This is a genomic window from Thermosporothrix hazakensis, assembly GCF_003253565.1.
Classification (GTDB): Bacteria; Chloroflexota; Ktedonobacteria; order Ktedonobacterales; family Ktedonobacteraceae; genus Thermosporothrix; species Thermosporothrix hazakensis.
In genome coordinates, this window is sequence record NZ_QKUF01000003.1 from 209,897 (window position 1) to 226,929 (window position 17,033).

12 protein-coding genes and 2 tRNA genes are annotated in these 17,033 nt (G+C 51.9%); 3 read left to right on the top strand and 11 right to left on the bottom strand.

What is annotated here, in order from left to right; translation table 11 throughout:
* The first annotated feature begins 159 nt into the window (after positions 1-159).
* Together mnmA and lepA are read left to right on the top strand one after the other, a co-directional pair.
* Complete coding sequence (gene mnmA / locus EI42_RS07650) at positions 160-1,299, top strand: tRNA 2-thiouridine(34) synthase MnmA (RefSeq protein WP_111320523.1); 1,140 nt, start codon at positions 160-162, stop codon at positions 1,297-1,299.
* The gene (lepA, locus tag EI42_RS07655) at positions 1,296-3,116 is read left to right on the top strand and encodes a translation elongation factor 4 (protein WP_111320525.1); all 1,821 of its coding nucleotides are present in this window, start codon (positions 1,296-1,298) and stop codon (positions 3,114-3,116) included. The genes mnmA and lepA overlap by 4 nt, the downstream gene beginning before the upstream one ends.
* A gap of 69 nt (positions 3,117-3,185) precedes the next feature.
* On the opposite strand, the gene EI42_RS07660 is transcribed toward lepA, so the two are convergent.
* From EI42_RS07660 to EI42_RS07670, 3 genes are all read right to left on the bottom strand, one after another.
* Entirely contained in the window at positions 3,186-3,752 is a 567-nt protein-coding gene (locus EI42_RS07660; RefSeq protein WP_170142439.1) for an NADPH-dependent FMN reductase, read from the bottom strand.
* A 167-nt stretch (positions 3,753-3,919) separates the two neighbouring features.
* On the bottom strand, positions 3,920-5,839 hold the full coding sequence (locus tag EI42_RS07665) for a bifunctional homocysteine S-methyltransferase/methylenetetrahydrofolate reductase (RefSeq protein WP_111320529.1): 1,920 nt from the start codon (positions 5,837-5,839) through the stop codon (positions 3,920-3,922).
* Positions 5,840-6,556: 717 nt separating this feature from the next.
* The gene (locus tag EI42_RS07670) at positions 6,557-7,174 is read right to left on the bottom strand and encodes an SRPBCC family protein (RefSeq protein WP_111320531.1); all 618 of its coding nucleotides are present in this window, start codon (positions 7,172-7,174) and stop codon (positions 6,557-6,559) included.
* Positions 7,175-7,797: 623 nt separating this feature from the next.
* Here EI42_RS07670 and EI42_RS07675 point away from each other — a divergent pair.
* A complete protein-coding gene (locus EI42_RS07675) occupies positions 7,798-7,995 on the top strand; it encodes a hypothetical protein (protein WP_111320533.1) in 198 nt (65 codons plus the stop codon).
* A gap of 397 nt (positions 7,996-8,392) precedes the next feature.
* Here the strand turns inward: EI42_RS07675 and EI42_RS07680 are convergent, their stop codons facing one another.
* The 8 genes from EI42_RS07680 to aspS all read right to left on the bottom strand — a co-directional run bounded on the left by EI42_RS07680 (position 8,393) and on the right by aspS (position 17,014).
* Positions 8,393-9,613: a tRNA dihydrouridine synthase gene (locus tag EI42_RS07680; protein ID WP_111320535.1), complete on the bottom strand. Its 1,221-nt coding sequence runs from the start codon at positions 9,611-9,613 to the stop codon at positions 8,393-8,395.
* A 197-nt stretch (positions 9,614-9,810) separates the two neighbouring features.
* Positions 9,811-12,285, bottom strand: a complete 2,475-nt coding sequence (locus EI42_RS07685; RefSeq protein WP_111320537.1) for an ATP-dependent Clp protease ATP-binding subunit — start codon at positions 12,283-12,285, stop codon at positions 9,811-9,813.
* A gap of 178 nt (positions 12,286-12,463) precedes the next feature.
* Positions 12,464-13,321 (bottom strand): ROK family protein, encoded by an 858-nt coding sequence (locus tag EI42_RS07690; RefSeq protein WP_170142440.1) that lies wholly within the window; start codon positions 13,319-13,321, stop codon positions 12,464-12,466.
* 27 nt (positions 13,322-13,348) lie between these two features.
* Positions 13,349-13,759: a DUF983 domain-containing protein gene (locus EI42_RS07695; RefSeq protein ID WP_111320541.1), complete on the bottom strand. Its 411-nt coding sequence runs from the start codon at positions 13,757-13,759 to the stop codon at positions 13,349-13,351.
* Between the two features lie 139 nt (positions 13,760-13,898).
* Positions 13,899-13,971 (bottom strand) — tRNA-Arg (locus EI42_RS07700).
* A gap of 38 nt (positions 13,972-14,009) precedes the next feature.
* A tRNA-Arg gene (locus EI42_RS07705) sits at positions 14,010-14,085 on the bottom strand.
* 217 nt (positions 14,086-14,302) lie between these two features.
* Positions 14,303-14,719: an ArsR/SmtB family transcription factor gene (locus EI42_RS07710; RefSeq protein ID WP_211326070.1), complete on the bottom strand. Its 417-nt coding sequence runs from the start codon at positions 14,717-14,719 to the stop codon at positions 14,303-14,305.
* A gap of 501 nt (positions 14,720-15,220) precedes the next feature.
* Positions 15,221-17,014: an aspartate--tRNA ligase gene (gene aspS / locus EI42_RS07715; protein WP_111320543.1), complete on the bottom strand. Its 1,794-nt coding sequence runs from the start codon at positions 17,012-17,014 to the stop codon at positions 15,221-15,223.
* Positions 17,015-17,033 lie beyond the last annotated feature (19 nt).

Genomic DNA, 17,033 nt, shown 5'->3' on the forward strand with positions numbered 1-17,033 from the left:
CCTGGCTAGTCCTTTTTTCTACGTCTCTTCCGAAAATAGATCTGTAAAAAGCTCTCTCCTGTATAGCTTGCCGGGACCTCCATTTCAGCAAGTATTCATTCTGGTATATTGTCTCTGCGTCTTTGCAGGCGCTCATTGCAAAAGATAGGTAATTTCTGTATGGCTCGCATTGTCGTCGCAATGAGCGGCGGCGTGGACAGCTCGGTTGCCGCCGCGCTTCTCAAAGAACAAGGGCATGAAGTCATTGGAATTATGCTGCGCCTCTGGTCTGAGCCGGGGGTGATAGAGGAAGAAGATGACGGAGTTGAGCGCGTCGTCCAGAACAAGTGTTGTTCGCTTGAGTCGGTTGATGATGCTCGTCGTGTTGCCCGCATGCTGGACATTCCCTTTTATCTTGTCAATGTTGAGCAGGAATTTAAAGATAAAATCGTTGACTCATTTTATGATGAATATGTCGCAGGGCGCACACCAAACCCGTGTCTGACCTGTAACCGGCACATTCGTTTTACGGTGATGCTCAATAAGGCGCTGGCTCTGGATGCCGATTATCTGGCGACCGGCCATTATGTGCGTGTGGATAATCACCCTGTCACAGGGAAGCGGCGCTTGCGGCGCGGCCTTGATCCAGAGAAGGACCAGTCCTACGTTCTGCATGTCTTAAATCAGTATCAGCTTGAACATGCTTGCTTCCCTCTGGGTGGCTATACCAAGCCTCAGGTGCGCGCGATGGCGGCGGAGCGAGGAATGCGCGTCGCCTCAAAGGCCGAGAGTCAGGAAATTTGTTTCGTCGCGAAAAATGATTACAGGGGCTTTATTGATCGGTATGCTGCCGCCCGAGTGGAAGAAGGGAACTCCACTAGCCTGATCACCATACCGCGTCCCGGCCCGATTTATGATGTGCAGGGCAATGTCATGGGGCGTCATCGAGGGCTGGCATATTACACTGTGGGCCAGCGTAAAGGCCTGGGTATTACCGCGAAAGAGCCTTTGCATGTTCTGCGCATTGATGCCGAACGCAATGCGCTGATTGTTGGACCGGCGGCGGCTCTGGAAAAGACAGAGTTTACTGTCAAGAATATGCACTATGTCAGCGGCGATATCCCGGGAGCCCCCTTTGAAGCGCTGGTACGCGTGCGCTACAAAGCCCCTGAGCAACCCGCTTTGATTACGCCGCTCCCCGAACAGCGGGCACTGGTACAACTCAGGCACCCACAACGCGCTATCACTCCGGGGCAGGCCGCTGTGCTCTATGGCGGTGAGGATGGCGAAGAGGTATTGGGTGGAGGTATCATCGAATGACAGATCAAGCTCATATTCGTAATTTTTGTATTATTGCTCATATTGACCACGGCAAGTCTACCCTTGCAGATCGCCTGCTGGAATTTACTGGCACCGTCTCTAAACGCGAGTTGCTGGAACAGACGCTTGACCAGATGGAGCTAGAGCGAGAAAAGGGCATCACCATTAAAGCGCAGGCCGTGCGTATGAAATATACCGCGCAGGATGGGCAGGAATACGAGCTCAACCTGATCGACACGCCCGGACATGTGGACTTCGCTTATGAGGTCTCGCGAAGTCTGGCCGCCTGCGAAGGGGCGCTGCTGGTGATCGATGCGACCCAGGGGGTGGAGGCGCAAACGCTGGCAAACCTGTATCTTGCTCTGGAAGCTGATCTGACGATCATCCCTGTGATTAACAAGATTGATCTGCCGAGCGCCGATCCTGAGAAGGTGAAACAAGAGGTTGAAGACGTCATTGGCTTGCCAAAAGAGGAATGTATCCTTGCCTCTGCGAAAGAGGGAATCGGGACGGTTGATATTCTGGAGGCCGTTGTCAAGCAGATTCCCCCTCCTGCCGGAGATCCAGCAGGACCGTTGCGCGCGCTGGTCTTTGATTCGCACTATGACGCGTATAAGGGCGTGATTGCCTATGTGCGCGTTGTCGACGGTGTGCTTCATGCTGAAGAGAAGGTTGTCATGATGGCGACCGGAAGCGCAACTGAGGTGCTGGAAGCTGGCTTCTTCCATCCTCGGCTGGTCTCTTCTGGCGAGTTGACAACCGGAGAAGTGGGCTATATCGCGACCGGCTTTAAAAATGTGAAAGATTGCCGTGTGGGTGATACAGTCACGGTTCCTGGAGCGCTCGGCAAGGCGCAACCATTGCCGGGTTATCAGCCTGCCAAGTCGATGGTGTTTGCTGGTCTCTATCCGGTCGCAAGTGAGGATTACCCGGAACTTCGTGATGCGCTGGAACGCTTGAAACTCAATGATGCCGCGCTCTATTATGAGCCTGAAACGTCGCAGGCGCTCGGCTTCGGCTTTCGCTGTGGCTTCCTGGGTCTGCTGCATATGGAGATCATTCAGGAGCGTCTGGAACGCGAGTATAATCTGGATATCCTTGCTACGGCACCTAGCGTGGCCTATCTGGTTACCAAGACCGATGGCGAGGTAATTGAGGTCGATAACCCCTCGGAAATGCCCTCTGCGGGCGAGGTCGAGAAGATTGAAGAGCCCTTTATGGATATCTCCATCTTTACTCCTTCGCGCTATATTGGAACGATTATGGATCTGGTGACGACGCGCAGAGGAATCTATGTCGATCTCAAATACATCGAGTCCGAGCGTGTGCTGCTGACCTATAAGATGCCGCTGGCTGAACTGATTGTTGATTTCTACGACCAGTTGAAGTCACGCACACAGGGTTATGCTTCGTTGGACTATAACTTCGCTGGCTACGAGGCGTCCGATCTGATCAAGCTGGATATTCTGGTCAATGGCGTGGCGGTCGATGCGTTATCCCTGATTGTTCACCGTGATAAGGCCTACTATCAGGGGCGGGCACTGGTTGAGAAGCTACGCGGGCTGATCCCACGTCAGTTGTTTGAGGTGCCTATTCAGGCGGCGATTGGCTCACGCGTGATTGCCCGTGAGACCGTGAAGGCCATGCGAAAAGACGTGCTTGCCAAGTGTTATGGTGGTGATATCACGCGTAAACGCAAGCTGCTGGAAAAGCAGAAAGAGGGTAAGAAGCGCATGAAGATGGTGGGAAGTGTGGAGATCCCACAAGAAGCGTTTATGGCAGTTCTATCGCTCGGCGATGGGAGCAGCAGTAAGTAGACCCCCAAAGAGAATCCCTCGTGCCCCAATCTGGACACGAGGGTTTTTTTGTCCCGGGAAAGGTTCCCTTTAGTGGGCCAGCGCTAGATCAGCCTTTGTCTGGCGGATCAGGGCGACCAGATTCTGAAGCATGGTATTCATGAACTGTAGGGTGGTTGGATCGGTAATCTTGCCTTCTTCGTTGACAAGATTCCAGATATTGAAGAACAGCACCTCTGGCTTATTAACCAGATTGACTTCAAGATGCAGGAGAACCTGACGCACATGCTCCATAGCACGAACGGCTCCGGTATTGGCGCCACCGGCCATAACGGCTGTGGGTTTGCCGCGCATGATAGGATTATTAACCGGGCGCGAGGACCAGTCAAGCGCGTTCTTCAGAGCGGCGGGCATCGAGTGGTTGTGTTCCGGCGAGGAAATGAGAAGGCCGTCTGCATTGCGGATCTTTTCGCGGAACTGAACAACCGGTTCGGGAAGATTTGTCTCAAGATCCTGGTTGAAAAGGGGCAGGTCACCTATAGAGATAATCTCAAGTTCGACATCGGAGGGCAACAGCTCTCTTGCTGTCTCAAGAGTGGCGCGATTGAATGAACCTTTGCGAATACTACCTGTAAAACCTACGATGTGAATGGTCAATGTGTTCCTCCAAATGAGTTCTCTTGTTTGGGATATGTACAATGAAAGCACAAAAATAAGAAGCACATAATCAAAGGCTAGGTGCTTTCAAAAGATAAGTACAAAATAGCACTATCGAGGAGACGAGTCAAGAGCGAGGGCAGGGGAACGCCCTGCCCTGATCGTGTTCAAGAGTGCTGGCTATCCGAGGTTGGCTCGGTGAGGGAGCGAATGTATGGCAGGAGCTCTCTGACAAGGTCATAGCGATCAAGGGGCATGATATATACGCCGTGAATATGAGGATAGATCGCGCTCAGAAGCTCTTTTATGATCTCTAATCCTGCTTCAATGCCGCGTTCGCCTGCCTCTTTCAGGCGTTTGCGTACCGTATCAGGGATCACGATACCGGGAACCTCATTATGAAATTTCTCGGCCTGTTGATACGAATGGAGTGGCTGAAGCCCGACCAAAATCGGGATCTGCAACGCCCCGTAGCGCTGTTTGTAGAGGTCGAAGAAGTGCAGTAAAGTTTCAGGATCATAGACCGGCTGGGTCATGATAAAGTTTGCTCCAGCCTCGACCTTGCGTTGCAGGCGTTCAATTTCCAGATCCAGATCTGTGGCTGAAGGAGTCGCGGCACAGCCAATGAAGAAGGATGCTGCCGAGGCGAGTTTGCGCCCGGTTCCATCGATCGCACGATTGAGATTATTGAGGATTGTGATCAGGCCGATACTATCCACGTCCCAGATGCCAGTAGCTCCGGGAAAATCGCCATGTGTCGGGGGATCGCCTGTCACTGCCAGAACATTGCGAATGCCGGTTGCATGTGCTCCGATCAGGTCGCTTTGCATAGCCATCAGGTTGCGGTCACGAGGTGTAAAGTGAATGATTGTCTCGGTGCCAACAAACTGCTGAATCAGGCGTGCGGCTGCGACATTGCTCATGCGTACTCGGGCCATCGCATTATCAGGGATATTGATCACATCGACTCCGGCATCGCGGAGATATTCAGCATTTTGCAGGAAGCGGGTAAACTTGATGCTGCGTGGCGGTCGCATTTCAGCACTCACGGCGAAGCGGCCCGCGGCAAGCAACTGGGCAAGACGGGTTGAGGGAGCCTTTGTGCCTCGGGGGGGCTGTTGCTGCACCCGTTTATCATAGACCAGCTCGATTTTTGCTTGTTCTTTGACAGGTTTGGGACGCTGCTGTAGCTCAGGAGCAAACTCACGCAGAACTTTGCTCATCGCGGCGATATGCTGGGGGGTAGTGCCACAACACCCGCCGACAAGTTGCACACCTGCTTGCAGAAAATGGCGGGTATACTCGGCAAAATAATCGGGGGAAGAGATATAGATGAAGCGATTCCCCACGCGGCGCGGCAGGCCCGCATTAGGCTGTGCGGCCAGATGAAACGCATGCTGTTCGTCTTGCATGCGCTCAATAACGCTCAGTGTGCCGGCAGGACCCAGAGCACAGTTCACGCCAACAAGATCAGCGCCGAGCTCGCTCATTACGCGGGCAACGGTATGCGGATCTTCTCCGCTGGTGACAGTGTTATCTTCGCCAAAAGTCATCAGGGCAGCGATGGGAACGTCAGTGATGGGACGAATGGCCTGTAAGGCTTCACGCATTTCGCCGAGATCCGAAATCGTTTCAAGGATAAGCAGATCAACTCCTGATTCAAGCAGCGCTTCAGCCTGTTCACGGAAGGCGTCGCGGGCTTCCTGCTGCTTGACGGTTCCCAGTGGAGTCAGGCGAACTCCCAGAGGACCGATGTTCCCCGCCAGAAAGATTGGCTGCTCGCTCATGTCGCGGACCTCGCGGGCTAATTTCGCGCCCGCTCGATTGATATCGTGTACCTTGTGTTCCAGGCCATGTTCTTGCAGACGATAGCGGTTTGCGCCGAAGGTATTGGTCTCGATAATCTCGGCACCGGCGGCGACATAATCAAGATGAATGGCTTTAATCAGTTCTGGATCGGTCAGATTGAGTTGATCGAAACAACGCTCAAAGGAGATGCCGCGAGCATAGATTTGTGTGCCCATGCCGCCATCACATAAAATTGGGCCTCGCTGCAATCGTTCCAGAAAGGGGTGTTGTGTTCGCATACGTTTTCCTCGTCTCCAGTACCCTGCTTATGGCGAATAATATTCTCTGGGAGTATACCATCTGTGTGGTAGGGAGTCCAGCGAGGGAAAAAGAAGAAGGGGAAAGACAAAGAAAGAGCCGGGGAGAACAGAAATCTCAACCCGACTCTTTTTTCTTCTGCGAAACTGTTTAACCCAGTTTTTCTTTCTTTCTTTCAACCCAGTCCTAATCCGCGTAGGCCAATTACTTACACTACCCAACAACCGGGTTATTGCAGATCCTGAATATCTCTTACCGTCTTCTCGACGAAAGTCGTCGATCAAGGCTTAGCATACTCATTTCTCTATGAGATGCTGGAACATCAGACGGTTTAGAGACTCAGGATGGTTGGAAGCCCGCCTCTACGGGCACTCCTAGTCAATTTGATACACCATCCCCAGTATCCGAATTGGTTTCTTCATGATTCTCATAAGCCCTCCTTCGGATCTAGGCCATTGGCCCGAATGCCAGAGTCTCTGTGATTTCTCTGGTAGGTCCCCTGGGGGGAACAATTTGAATATAACATATTCAGTATGGAATGTCAAGACTCATAGTATGTGTTTCCGTTTGTTTTTATAAAATGACATACATATATAGAAAGTTCAACCGTAAACATTATAGTTGAGTATTTATGGTTCTGCTATACTTGAGCTTCATTGCATTGTTCAAGAAATGCGTATGAGCGCTGATGAGGAGCGCTAGAACGATGTATCCTCGCGTTGATAAGGCCATACCGCCTTCTCCTGCTGCTGATGGAGATGTTCCGCGATGCGATTCGAGCTGCCCTCATGCTCATCGCGCCGATAACTGGTTTGCCCGGTGCTCTTGTTTGGGAAAAGAAAGTGTGGAGAAGCGGGATCAAGTGCACCTGGTGGAGCCTGATCGACCATACGGGCGAAATCTGTGAGATCTTTGTGCAGTACGTGTTCCAGGCGTGAGCCGGCACCCAGTTTCTCGCCCAGGTCGCCCAGGGCTCCGGCGGGCGGCTTGTAGTGGATGGTAATCTCGATCAGCGTCTGACGCATACTTGTGGGCTTAAATGTGATTTTCCCGAAGTTTTCCAGGCCTTTCGTGGAGCGCCAACCGATTTGCTGACCTTCGACCCAATTTTCTCGAATGGCATCCCATTCATGACGTCCGAATAGTTCTGCAACCCAGTGACTTCTTTGATCGTCGTAATAGGTGACTTCTTTGATGAAGCTCATCACTTTCAAAAAACCCGGGTATTCACGAAAGTGGGCGAACAGGGAATAAACCTCATGCACAGGAGCGTTTACTACAACTGAGACGTGATGCTGCGTAAATGGTGTAGCCATCTGTCTTCCTCCTTTCGAGGATAAGTCACTCTCAGGATCTCACGTGTGCTTGTTAAATGATCGTTTCATGGTTCTTCTGTCTATCCAGTGATTCTATCACGATAGAGAGAAGAGGATCAATAAATAGAGCACAACTATTGTATTCTTGAGTAGATTTTTATTCGGTTCTCTACTGGAATGGATTGTAGTATTACTCCGAGAAGCGATAAATAGCGGTGCTGACGCAGCGAATGCGGAAAACAGCGGGGATGGCCCGAGAAAATCAGGTGTTTTCCCGGGAAAATATCAAGAGAAATCCCTATATGTTTTTGTGGTACCCGGTGGTATGCTTGAAGCAAAACGGTAGAGATAAAGCGTGCAGACGGCGGCTAATAGGCCTCTGCAATAGGAATGTTGGCTATTTTATTTTGGGGTTTATTGCGTCTAGTGTAATATAGACATAGATACAAGGGGTTTTGCTTTCAAAGCTGAAACTTAGTCTACTACGACTACGTACTAGACTCGTAGTAGAGTATAAAACTATCGCTTGTGAGCCTGCTAGTTCATGGTGATGAACCATTGTTTTATAGATGGTCTTTTTATTCGTACCATTGCATATTTTACGATGAGGTGAGGTAATAGCTATGTCAACGGCAACACTGGACGACAAGCTTAGCCGCGCTTTAGAACTGGTCGGTTCTATTGATCCGGAAATTGCTGAGTCGTACCCCTCGCTAGAGGCTCGTATTCTTGCTCAGGCGCTCGAAAACGTGGAAATCGCGGAACGGCGGCTGCGCGAGATCCAGGAATTGATGGGTGATTTAGCCGAAGTGCTGGTGTAGGCGCACACTCTATTTCCGCATACTCTGTCTCTCCTTGTAGTGTCTATTCAGGCCAAAGGGAGGCGCTGAGATGCCCTGAAGGGATAGTTTGTCTCTCTTTCAAGTGGTATTGAAAGGGCTGTCCTCTGGTACTCTACTATATGGGGAGTCGGGAAACGGGCGGAGTGTGCTCCACCGCCACTCTTTCTCCTGGTTCTTTTGTTCCCGCAAGGGAATTTTTCTTTGTCTGTCTGACTTCAGTATTTAGGTTGTGTTTATAAGTATAAAAATAACGTTTGATCGTTTCTTTTGTCTTTTTTCTGCAATCCAGCCTTTTTACAGGGATGGATTATAGCTGAAAACACATAAAAAAAAGAGGATCAGGACCGTAAAGGCCTGATCCTCTTCGCTTTATCCTTTAGAGGCTACAGCTCATATCCAGTTCGGGATCATGCACCTCTTCCTCAAGGGTGGGGGCAACAAAGGACTCCTCCTCGGCTGCGTCGGGCTGCTCAAGAGCCTGGAGAATAATGCGCTCCACGTCGGCCAGACAGTTGATACAGACCAGCTCGTTGCGTACCTTCTTGGCTCCAGGAAAGTGACCGAGATACCAGCCCATATGCTTACGGAGCTCAACGAAGTGGGATTCGCCCTTGATTTTGGCATGCACGCGTGCATGCTCCAATGCCATCAACAGGCGCTCCTCACGTGTAGGCATGACCTCCGGGATATTTTCTGGTGTTGGCTCAAGTCCTGAGTTGAGCACGGCTTTCATCTGCTCTTTTGTCTGAAAAAGCCAGGGATTGCCAAAGGTGGCGCGACCAATCAGGACGCCATCGACTCCGGTTTCGCGGATGCGCCGCGCTGCCTCATAGAGGTTGTGGATATCGCCATTGCCCATAATGAGCGTGCCTGTCTTGCTGGCATGCACGATCTCTGCTGCTTCGGCAATAGCGTCCCAGTTGGCAAAGCCCTTGTAGTGCTGAACGAGCGTACGGCCATGCAGCGAGATATTTGCCAGATCCATTTCAAGCAGCTCTTTGATCCAGTCTTTGATGACAATGGAGTCATAACCAAGGCGCGTCTTCACTGAAACCGGGATCAGGCGACGTTCAATACGCGCGGTATCGCCCCAGATGTGCACGCGTTCCTCGTTCATCTGACGAATGCGCTTGATACGTTCCGGGTCCATCTCCAGATCTTCGAGCGTCTGACCATTGGCCCAATCGCGAACCCCTTCCTGTGTTGCCCGAATGATTGCCTTTGCCGTGTCTGGCATGCGAATCAGAGCGGCGCCACCGCCTTTATTGGCGACAGATTTGGCCGGGCAGCCCATATTGATGTCAACACCATCGAAGCCCAGTTCACAGACGACGTGGGCCGCTTTGTAGAAGTATTCGGGCCGACAGCCAAAAATCTGAGCCACGACAGGGCGTTCTGCTGGCGTGTACAGGAAGTCACGGAAAATCCGGTCACTGCCGCGCCAGAGTCCCTCGACGTTCGTAAATTCGGTCAGAACAATATCGGGCTTGCCATACAGACCATGCATGGTGCGGCATGGGGCATCGGTGACGCCATCCATTGGGGCAAGCGCCACAATTGGACGTTGAAGTGTGTTCCAGAAAGATTGCAGTTTCATAGGCTTCTTCGGCTTCTTCTCGGTAAAGGGTTTTCTATAGTACAGACCGCCAGCAAGATTTATATTGTGGAAGTCAGATGTTTCAGCGTCTTCTCATGATAGCATGTCATCTCTGGATCGGTCAAATAGACAAGAAAGAGCCAGAGGGAGCACATCCGTCTCTCTCTGGCTCTGAAGAATGGGGGGTAGATTGCTCATCAAGCGGCGGCGTGTTGATTCTTTGAGCTGCCGACAGGAACGGGCTGACGCAGTGTCAGTGCTTTCTCTCCTGCCTCAACCACCACTTCTTGACCTGCCGCGATCTTGCCCTGAAGCAGAGCCTCAGCCAGCATATCGGTTAGCTGGTTCTCGACGACACGGCGCAACTGGCGTGCGCCATATTCGGCGGAGTAGCCCTGTTTAGCGAGCCGCTCTCGTACCTCGTCGGTAACTTGCAGCTTGATGCCCTGTTCCGCGATTCGGGTGGCAATCTTCTGAATCTGGTTGTTTACGATCTCGCGGATCTGCCCCTGTGTCAGCGGATGGAAGACGATAATGTCGTCCAGGCGGTTAAGGAATTCAGGGCGGAAGGTCTCTTTTAAGGCCTCATTGACCTGAGCGCTCATGTCTCGCTGCTGTGCACCTTCCTGTTTGCGTCCAAAGAAAGCCGCACTGCTCTTCTTCAGTCTATCTGTTCCGGTATTGGAGGTCAGAATGATAATTGTATTGGCGAAGTTGACCGTCTGACCATCGCCGCTGGTCAGGCGGCCGTCTTCCAGAACCTGTAAGAGCAGGTCGAAGACTTTCGGGTGTGCCTTCTCAATCTCGTCAAAGAGCACAACGCTGTATGGCTTGCGGCGCACTGCTTCGATTAACTGTCCCGCCTCGGTGTAACCGACATAGCCCGGAGGTGCCCCAACCAGGCGTGAGACGTTATGATGTTCCATAAATTCAGACATATCAAATTGGAGCAGAGCACTTTCATCGCCAAAGAGCGTCTCGGCGATCGCACGTGCCAGTTCTGTTTTACCGACGCCAGTTGGCCCAACGAACAGGAACGTCCCGATAGGGCGGCGGCGATTGCGGATATCGGTACGGGCGCGGCGAATCGCACGTGCCACTGTCTCAACCGCCTCATGCTGTCCAATCACGCGCTGATGCAGCTTCTCTTCGAGCTGTAACAGGCGCTCACCTTCTTCAGACGAGATGTGAGAGAGAGGGATACCGGTCATGGCCGAAACAACCTGTGCAATATCCTGTTTGCCGATAACCGGGGCCTGCTGATTATTCTCATGCCAGGCAGCTTCAGCGTGTTGCAGTTGTTCGCGTGCCTGACGCTCCTGTTTTAGCAGCGAGAGCGCTTGCGGGAAATTCTTATGCACGATCGCATATTCTTTCTCGCGGCGCAGGCTCTCAGCTTTATCACGCAACTGAAGAATCTGGTTTGGTGCTGAGGTCCGCTGTACGCTGAGACGCGCAGCCGCTTCATCCAGCAGGTCGATTGCCTTATCTGGCAGGAAGCGTTCATGAATATAGCGAGCGGAAAGGCGCGAAGCCGCGTCGATCGCTTCATCCGTAATGGTCACCTGATGGAAGGTCTCATAATGCGGGCGCAGACCTCGCAGGATCTCCACTGTATCCTCGTGGCTGGTTTCACCAACCATGACGGGCTGGAAGCGGCGCTCAAGGGCTGGATCGGTTTCAATACTGGTGCGATATTCGTCCAGCGTTGTGGAGCCAATACAGCGGAATGTGCCACGAGCGAGCATGGGCTTGAAGAGATTCGCGGCATCCGTTGAGCCCTGACTTGAACCTGAGCGCATCAACGTGTGCAGCTCATCGAGAACAAAGATAATATTCCCTGCCTCGCTTGATTCTTGTAGAATGGTTTTCAGGCGCTCTTCGTACTCACCGCGTAGATGCGTATTAATGGTGAGTGCTGGAATATCCAGGGCAACGACACGCAGGCCGCGAAGGTTCTCAGGAACGCGATTCTCAATAATGCGCATTGCCAGCCCTTCAGCTATCGCAGTCTTGCCAACGCCAGCAGGTCCGATCAAGACCGGATTGTTTTTCGAGCGACGAGACAGGATCTGCATGCTACGCTCTAGCTCGGCTTCACGGCCAATTAAGGGGTCGAGCTCGTTTGAGAGAGCGGCCAGCGTGAGATCACGGCTAAATTGATTGATGGTTGGCGTCTGATCGTAAAGTCCTTGATAATGAATGGCTGTTTGCAAGTTATCGTATCCTTTTGCTGTCAGAGAAGAAAGCATCTGTCGTATTACGTCTGCTTTAATATCCAGGCTTTCCAGAACGCCCTGAGTTGCACTATCCGTCTCTGTCAGAATAGCAAGCAGTATATGCTGGACGGATACGAGTTCCGCCTGATCTGCGGCGGCCTCTTCTTCGGCGCGTTGAAGCGTCGCTCGCGCAGAAGGATTGATGGCAGGGGTGCTCAGAAGCGGTTTATTCCCAACGCCCAGAACATATTCGAGGGTTTGTGCCACCCGGTATGAGCTGGTATGAATGGAGGCAAAAAGAGCCTCTATCAAGGGATCTTGCTTCTTCAGCAGGCCCAGAAGCAGGTGTGCCGTACCAACTGAGCGATGACGCAAGCGGATGGCTTCCTGACGGGCATTCGCTATGACCTTTTGAGCTTCTTCAGTGAAATTCTTATATCTATTGCGTGCCATATTTTCATCAATCCTTCAGAGAACGTTACTAGATGTCGTGCTAAGAGTAATTATCGGTTATGGTTCTTATTTCTAGAGAGAGAAAAAGAGCTCTGTAGAAAATAGAGAAGATCACTCAAGGGATGGTGTGGGAAAGCTCTTTTCTCTCTCTGAAAGAGAAAGAACCGGGTGAAGTGGTTCAGTGAAGTATGCTATTTTCCGGTGTTGTGAGGAGTAAGGCTGCCCCGATAAGTGGTGCATCTTCTCCAAAGGTGGCCCGATGCAGGGTCAAATAGGACCAGGTTAGACGTTTCTCCAATAATTGTTGCAGGCGCGGCAGAAGAAAAGAATGATTAAGCGCGATTGCGCCGCTTATTGCTACCGCATCAACTTTTGTCAGCAAAGCCAGATTAACCAGCCCAAGCGAGAGCTTATCACAGAATGTCTCCCAGAAAGCGGGATCGTGCGTTTGAGCCAGCGAGACTCCTGTTCGTGATTCTATCTGGCGTCCGCCGGTGAAGGTTTCCAGACAACCAATTTGCCCACACAGGCAGGGAAGTGTGTTTCCGTCAAGTAGCTGGTGCCCTATTTCAATTGATATCGTCATGGTTGTACCATCTTTACACAGTTGAAACGCGGCCCCGGTTCCGGTCGAGAGCGTCAGATAAGCACTGCGATCGTTGTTTTGTAGTGTACCAAATTGTTTCTCAGCAAGCAAGCCGCAAACCGGATCATGGGCCAGACGGACCGGACAGCGAAAATGCGCCTCCAACTCATCAACCAGGGGCTGATTGACGTAGCCGGGCAGGTTCGGCGCGTTGATCACAGAGCGGCCATCCAGTGCGATTCGTCCCGCAAAAGAGATACCGATTCCAGCAAGGGGGGCGCTCTTCTGTAGCGCCGCAAAGATCTCTTTTTTCTGAGTACTATAGTCCTGCTGAGTTGGAAAGCGAGCGAGTGGCGTAAAAGCGGGAACATCCAGGCTGCGAAAGCTGCCTATACGGGTATTTGTCCCGCCGATATCAATGCCAATAAAATGTGGTGCTTGCTCGGTCACAGGGCTCAACTCCTGAATACCATGACGCTAGAAGAGTCGTGTATGCTTCTCAAGGGCATCGCGTGTGACTGGATGGAAGAAATGGTCCATTGCTATCCAGAGACTGCGACTATGATGGAAAAAGATGAATGGAAGCAATATCGCGGTTGGCACAAACCAGATCAGCATATGCAACAGAGCTGCTATCATATCTTCTCCCGCAGCGGATGAGGCGACGGCTACCGGAATGGTCATTGCGGTCACAATGAATTCGCTGATGATCAGATTAATCGCCATCGAGCTACTGAAGTACCCTTCTTCGCCACGATCATAGCGAAAGTCACAGTGTGGGCAGCGTTCGTACATCACAAAAGGACGTCGAAAGAGTGCCCCCTTTCCGCAAATCGGGCAGCGTAGAAGCAGACCTCGGGTCAGGAGGGCTGTCAGTGCAATTTTCATGGTTCCCCTTCTCCTGTGGTTGGCGCTGAAAAGCGTAGTAGAGCGACCAGGCTCATTGCTGTAATTGTAGCAAATGCGTACAGGAAAAACCAGAGGAGAAAGAAAAAGAGAAGACCGGCTAAGTAACCGGCCTTCTAAGCGATCCCGAGAGGGGTCGAACCTCCGACCTTCAGATCCGCAATCTGACGCTCTATCCACTGAGCTACGGGATCATGATATGCAATTGTACTGTAGAAACAACAAGGGAAACTGGCGATCCCGAGAGGGGTCGAACCTCCGACCTTCAGATCCGCAATCTGACGCTCTATCCACTGAGCTACGGGATCGTATTTTGCTTCGCTCCTGCGTTGCTACGGACAGTATAATACAGCGTTTCGCTGAACTTGTCAAGGGGTGGTGCCCACGAATTTTTTCGCCGCGCTACGGGCTCTCTGTCGGAGCCGCGGCCTGAGCGAACTGCCCGCCTTGAGCCGGTTCTACTCTGGCCGCTGTAGAGATCCCGGCACAGGGAATGCTCGGTCTCCCTGTACCGGGACGGTTGGGCTAAGCGAGTGCCTCAATAACGTCGCGTGCACGTGCCAGTGCTTCGCGGCGAACATAGTAATAGGCCCACAGACCCTTCTTTCGGCAGTCGACCAATCCAGCATCTCGCAGTATACGCAGGTGGTGCGAAATTGTAGGCTGCTCAAGGGTGAAGCTTTCAACAATTTCAAACACACACACTTCGCCTTCATGGCGACTGAGTAGGCTCAGGATACGCAAGCGCGTTGGATCTGCCAACGCTTTGAGCAAGCGCGCCTGGACAACCGCATCATCCTCACTCAATGTCGGAACGAACTTCGGCGCAATACCAACAGTCGTGCTGCTTAACGGTGAAGTATTACGATGTAATACATTGGATGCATTATTCGGGCTGGTAGCTGTAGAACGATTGGTATTACCCTGATTCATAGATGTCATAAACTTCTCTCCTTCCATCCTCCCAACCGGATGTCAAACCTACGTTTCAGTCTGGGGTTTTTTTATACGGTACCTATACCTATAATAACTAGATACCTATAATAATTATAGAACTCTATCCAAATTGCTGCTAAAGGTACCGCTATATATCTTTTCTCAGCGGCTTACCCTCGTTCTCTTTCTCGTTTTACATGAAATATAATTGAGTGTTTGTATATGCATGTCTATCTATGTGTATTTTAGCAAAAGAGGAGGAAAAAGATTTGCAGAACAAGCATCCTGGCAATGAAGAAAATTTCATGATGGTGAGCAGGCCCTTTTCGCCCTCCCAAAAGATGTGTCTTGCTTGTGATGGCTGGTCAAGCCATTTTATCTCGCAAGCATGACTGGTTCGATCGCAGAACAGGCTTCATCGAATTGTAATAGTTATTCATATAAATGTAATGAGCGTAGCAGGTTGCCCTCCCTGGACTGCCTGCTACGCTCATCATGGGAGACGAATTATTTTGTTTCCGTTGGGCGAACTGTAAGATGGAGATCTTCCAGTTGCTTTTCTTCAACTGGTGCTGGTGCTCCCATCAGCAGATCTTGTGCGCTCTGCGTCTTGGGGAAGGCGATCACTTCGCGGATGCTGTCTTCGTCCGCGAAGATCATGACCAGGCGATCGATACCCAGAGCGATACCGCCGTGAGGGGGGGCGCCGTATTCAAACGCTTCCAGCATATGGCCGAACTGTTCCTGGATCTGCTCGTTGTTCATGTTCATCAGCGAGAAGACCTTGCGCTGAAGTTCGGCAACATTGATACGCACGCTTCCCCCACCGATCTCATAGCCGTTACAGATGATATCGTACTGTTTGGCGCGAACGTTCAGCGGGTCGCTGTCCAGCCGCTCAATGTGGCTTTCTTCCATGCCAGAGAAGGGGTTATGCTCGGCTTCGTAGCGCTGCTCTTCCTCGTTGTAGTGGAGCAGTGGGAAGTCGACAACCCAACAGAACGCCAGTTCCTCGGGGTCAATAAGCTTGAGGCGTTCGGCCATCAGTACGCGCAGACGCCAGAGCACATCGTTGCTGATTTTTTCGCTGTCGGCAACAAAGAGCAGTAGATCCCCTGGTTTGCCCTCAAGACGCTCGATAATGGCCTGTATGTCTGCGGGCTCCATAAACTTAGTCAGGGGGGACTTCAGGTCGCCATTTGGCTGAATTGCCAGTGAAACAAGCCCTTTTGCGCCATAGGTGCGGGCAAATTCCATCAGCTCATCAACCTCTTTGCGGCTGTAGCCTGCCGCCCCGGGAACACGGATGCCTTTCACTATGCCTTTTTTCGCCAGCGCGTTATTGAAGACACCGAACGTCCCTTTTCCGGCCAGATCAGAGATCTCGACCAGCGGCAGGTCAAAACGGATATCAGGGTGATCGGTACCGTAGCGATCCATGACCTCTTTAAAGCTGAGGCGCGGGAACGGGCGCTGTTTGATGCGCTTGCCGGTGGTTTTCTCGACCAGGAAGATCAGCAGGCCTTCGATAAGCTGCATCACATCGTCCTCAGAGACGAAGGACATTTCCAGATCAAGCTGTGTAAACTCGGGCTGGCGGTCGGCGCGCTGGTCCTCGTCGCGGAAACAGCGCGCAACCTGGAAGTAGCGATCAAGTCCGGCAACCATCAACAACTGCTTGAGCTGCTGCGGTGACTGCGGTAGAGCGTAGAACTCGCCGGGATAGAGGCGGCTCGGGACGAGATAGTCGCGAGCCCCTTCCGGGGTGCTCTTCATCAAGATAGGTGTCTCGATTTCCAGGAAGCCGCGCTCATCCAGATAGTCGCGCATGGCTTTAACGATGCGATGGCGCAGAATCATGTTATCGCGCATGCGGGGACGACGCAGGTCAAGATAGCGATATTTCAGGCGGAGTGACTCATCAACCTGGCTTGCCTCGTTGCTGATAGGAAAAGGCGGTGTGCGGGAGATATTGAGAACTGTGATTTGATCAGCCAGCACCTCAATCGCGCCAGTTGAGAGATTTGGATTTTCCGTCCCGGGAAGACGTTTTTTGACCGTGCCCTGAATCTGAATGACATACTCTGAACGTACTTCGGAGGCGGCTTTATGGGCAGCAGCGGAATGCTCAGGGTCACAGACGACCTGAGTGATACCATAGCGGTCGCGCACATCTAGAAAGATCAGTCCGCCATGATCGCGGCGGCGGTTGACCCAGCCTGCAAGGGTAACCGGGCGGTCAACATTGTTGCTTGTTAGTTCACCACACGTAGCTGTGCGGTAATGCACCTCAAATGCCACGTTAACATGCTCCTTAACT

Excerpts from the sequence above, each read along its gene's own strand:
- EI42_RS07685 (WP_111320537.1), bottom strand. The coding sequence starts at position 12,285 with ATGGCACGCAATAGATATAAGAATTTCACTGAAGAAGCTCAAAAGGTC.
- EI42_RS07680 (WP_111320535.1), bottom strand. The coding sequence starts at position 9,613 with ATGAAACTGCAATCTTTCTGGAACACACTTCAACGTCCAATTGTGGCG.
- mnmA (WP_111320523.1), top strand. The coding sequence starts at position 160 with ATGGCTCGCATTGTCGTCGCAATGAGCGGCGGCGTGGACAGCTCGGTT.
- EI42_RS07670 (WP_111320531.1), bottom strand. The coding sequence starts at position 7,174 with ATGGCTACACCATTTACGCAGCATCACGTCTCAGTTGTAGTAAACGCT.
- EI42_RS07710 (WP_211326070.1), bottom strand. The coding sequence starts at position 14,719 with ATGACATCTATGAATCAGGGTAATACCAATCGTTCTACAGCTACCAGC.
- EI42_RS07665 (WP_111320529.1), bottom strand. The coding sequence starts at position 5,839 with ATGCGAACACAACACCCCTTTCTGGAACGATTGCAGCGAGGCCCAATT.
- EI42_RS07695 (WP_111320541.1), bottom strand. The coding sequence starts at position 13,759 with ATGAAAATTGCACTGACAGCCCTCCTGACCCGAGGTCTGCTTCTACGC.
- lepA (WP_111320525.1), top strand. The coding sequence starts at position 1,296 with ATGACAGATCAAGCTCATATTCGTAATTTTTGTATTATTGCTCATATT.
- EI42_RS07675 (WP_111320533.1), top strand. The coding sequence starts at position 7,798 with ATGTCAACGGCAACACTGGACGACAAGCTTAGCCGCGCTTTAGAACTG.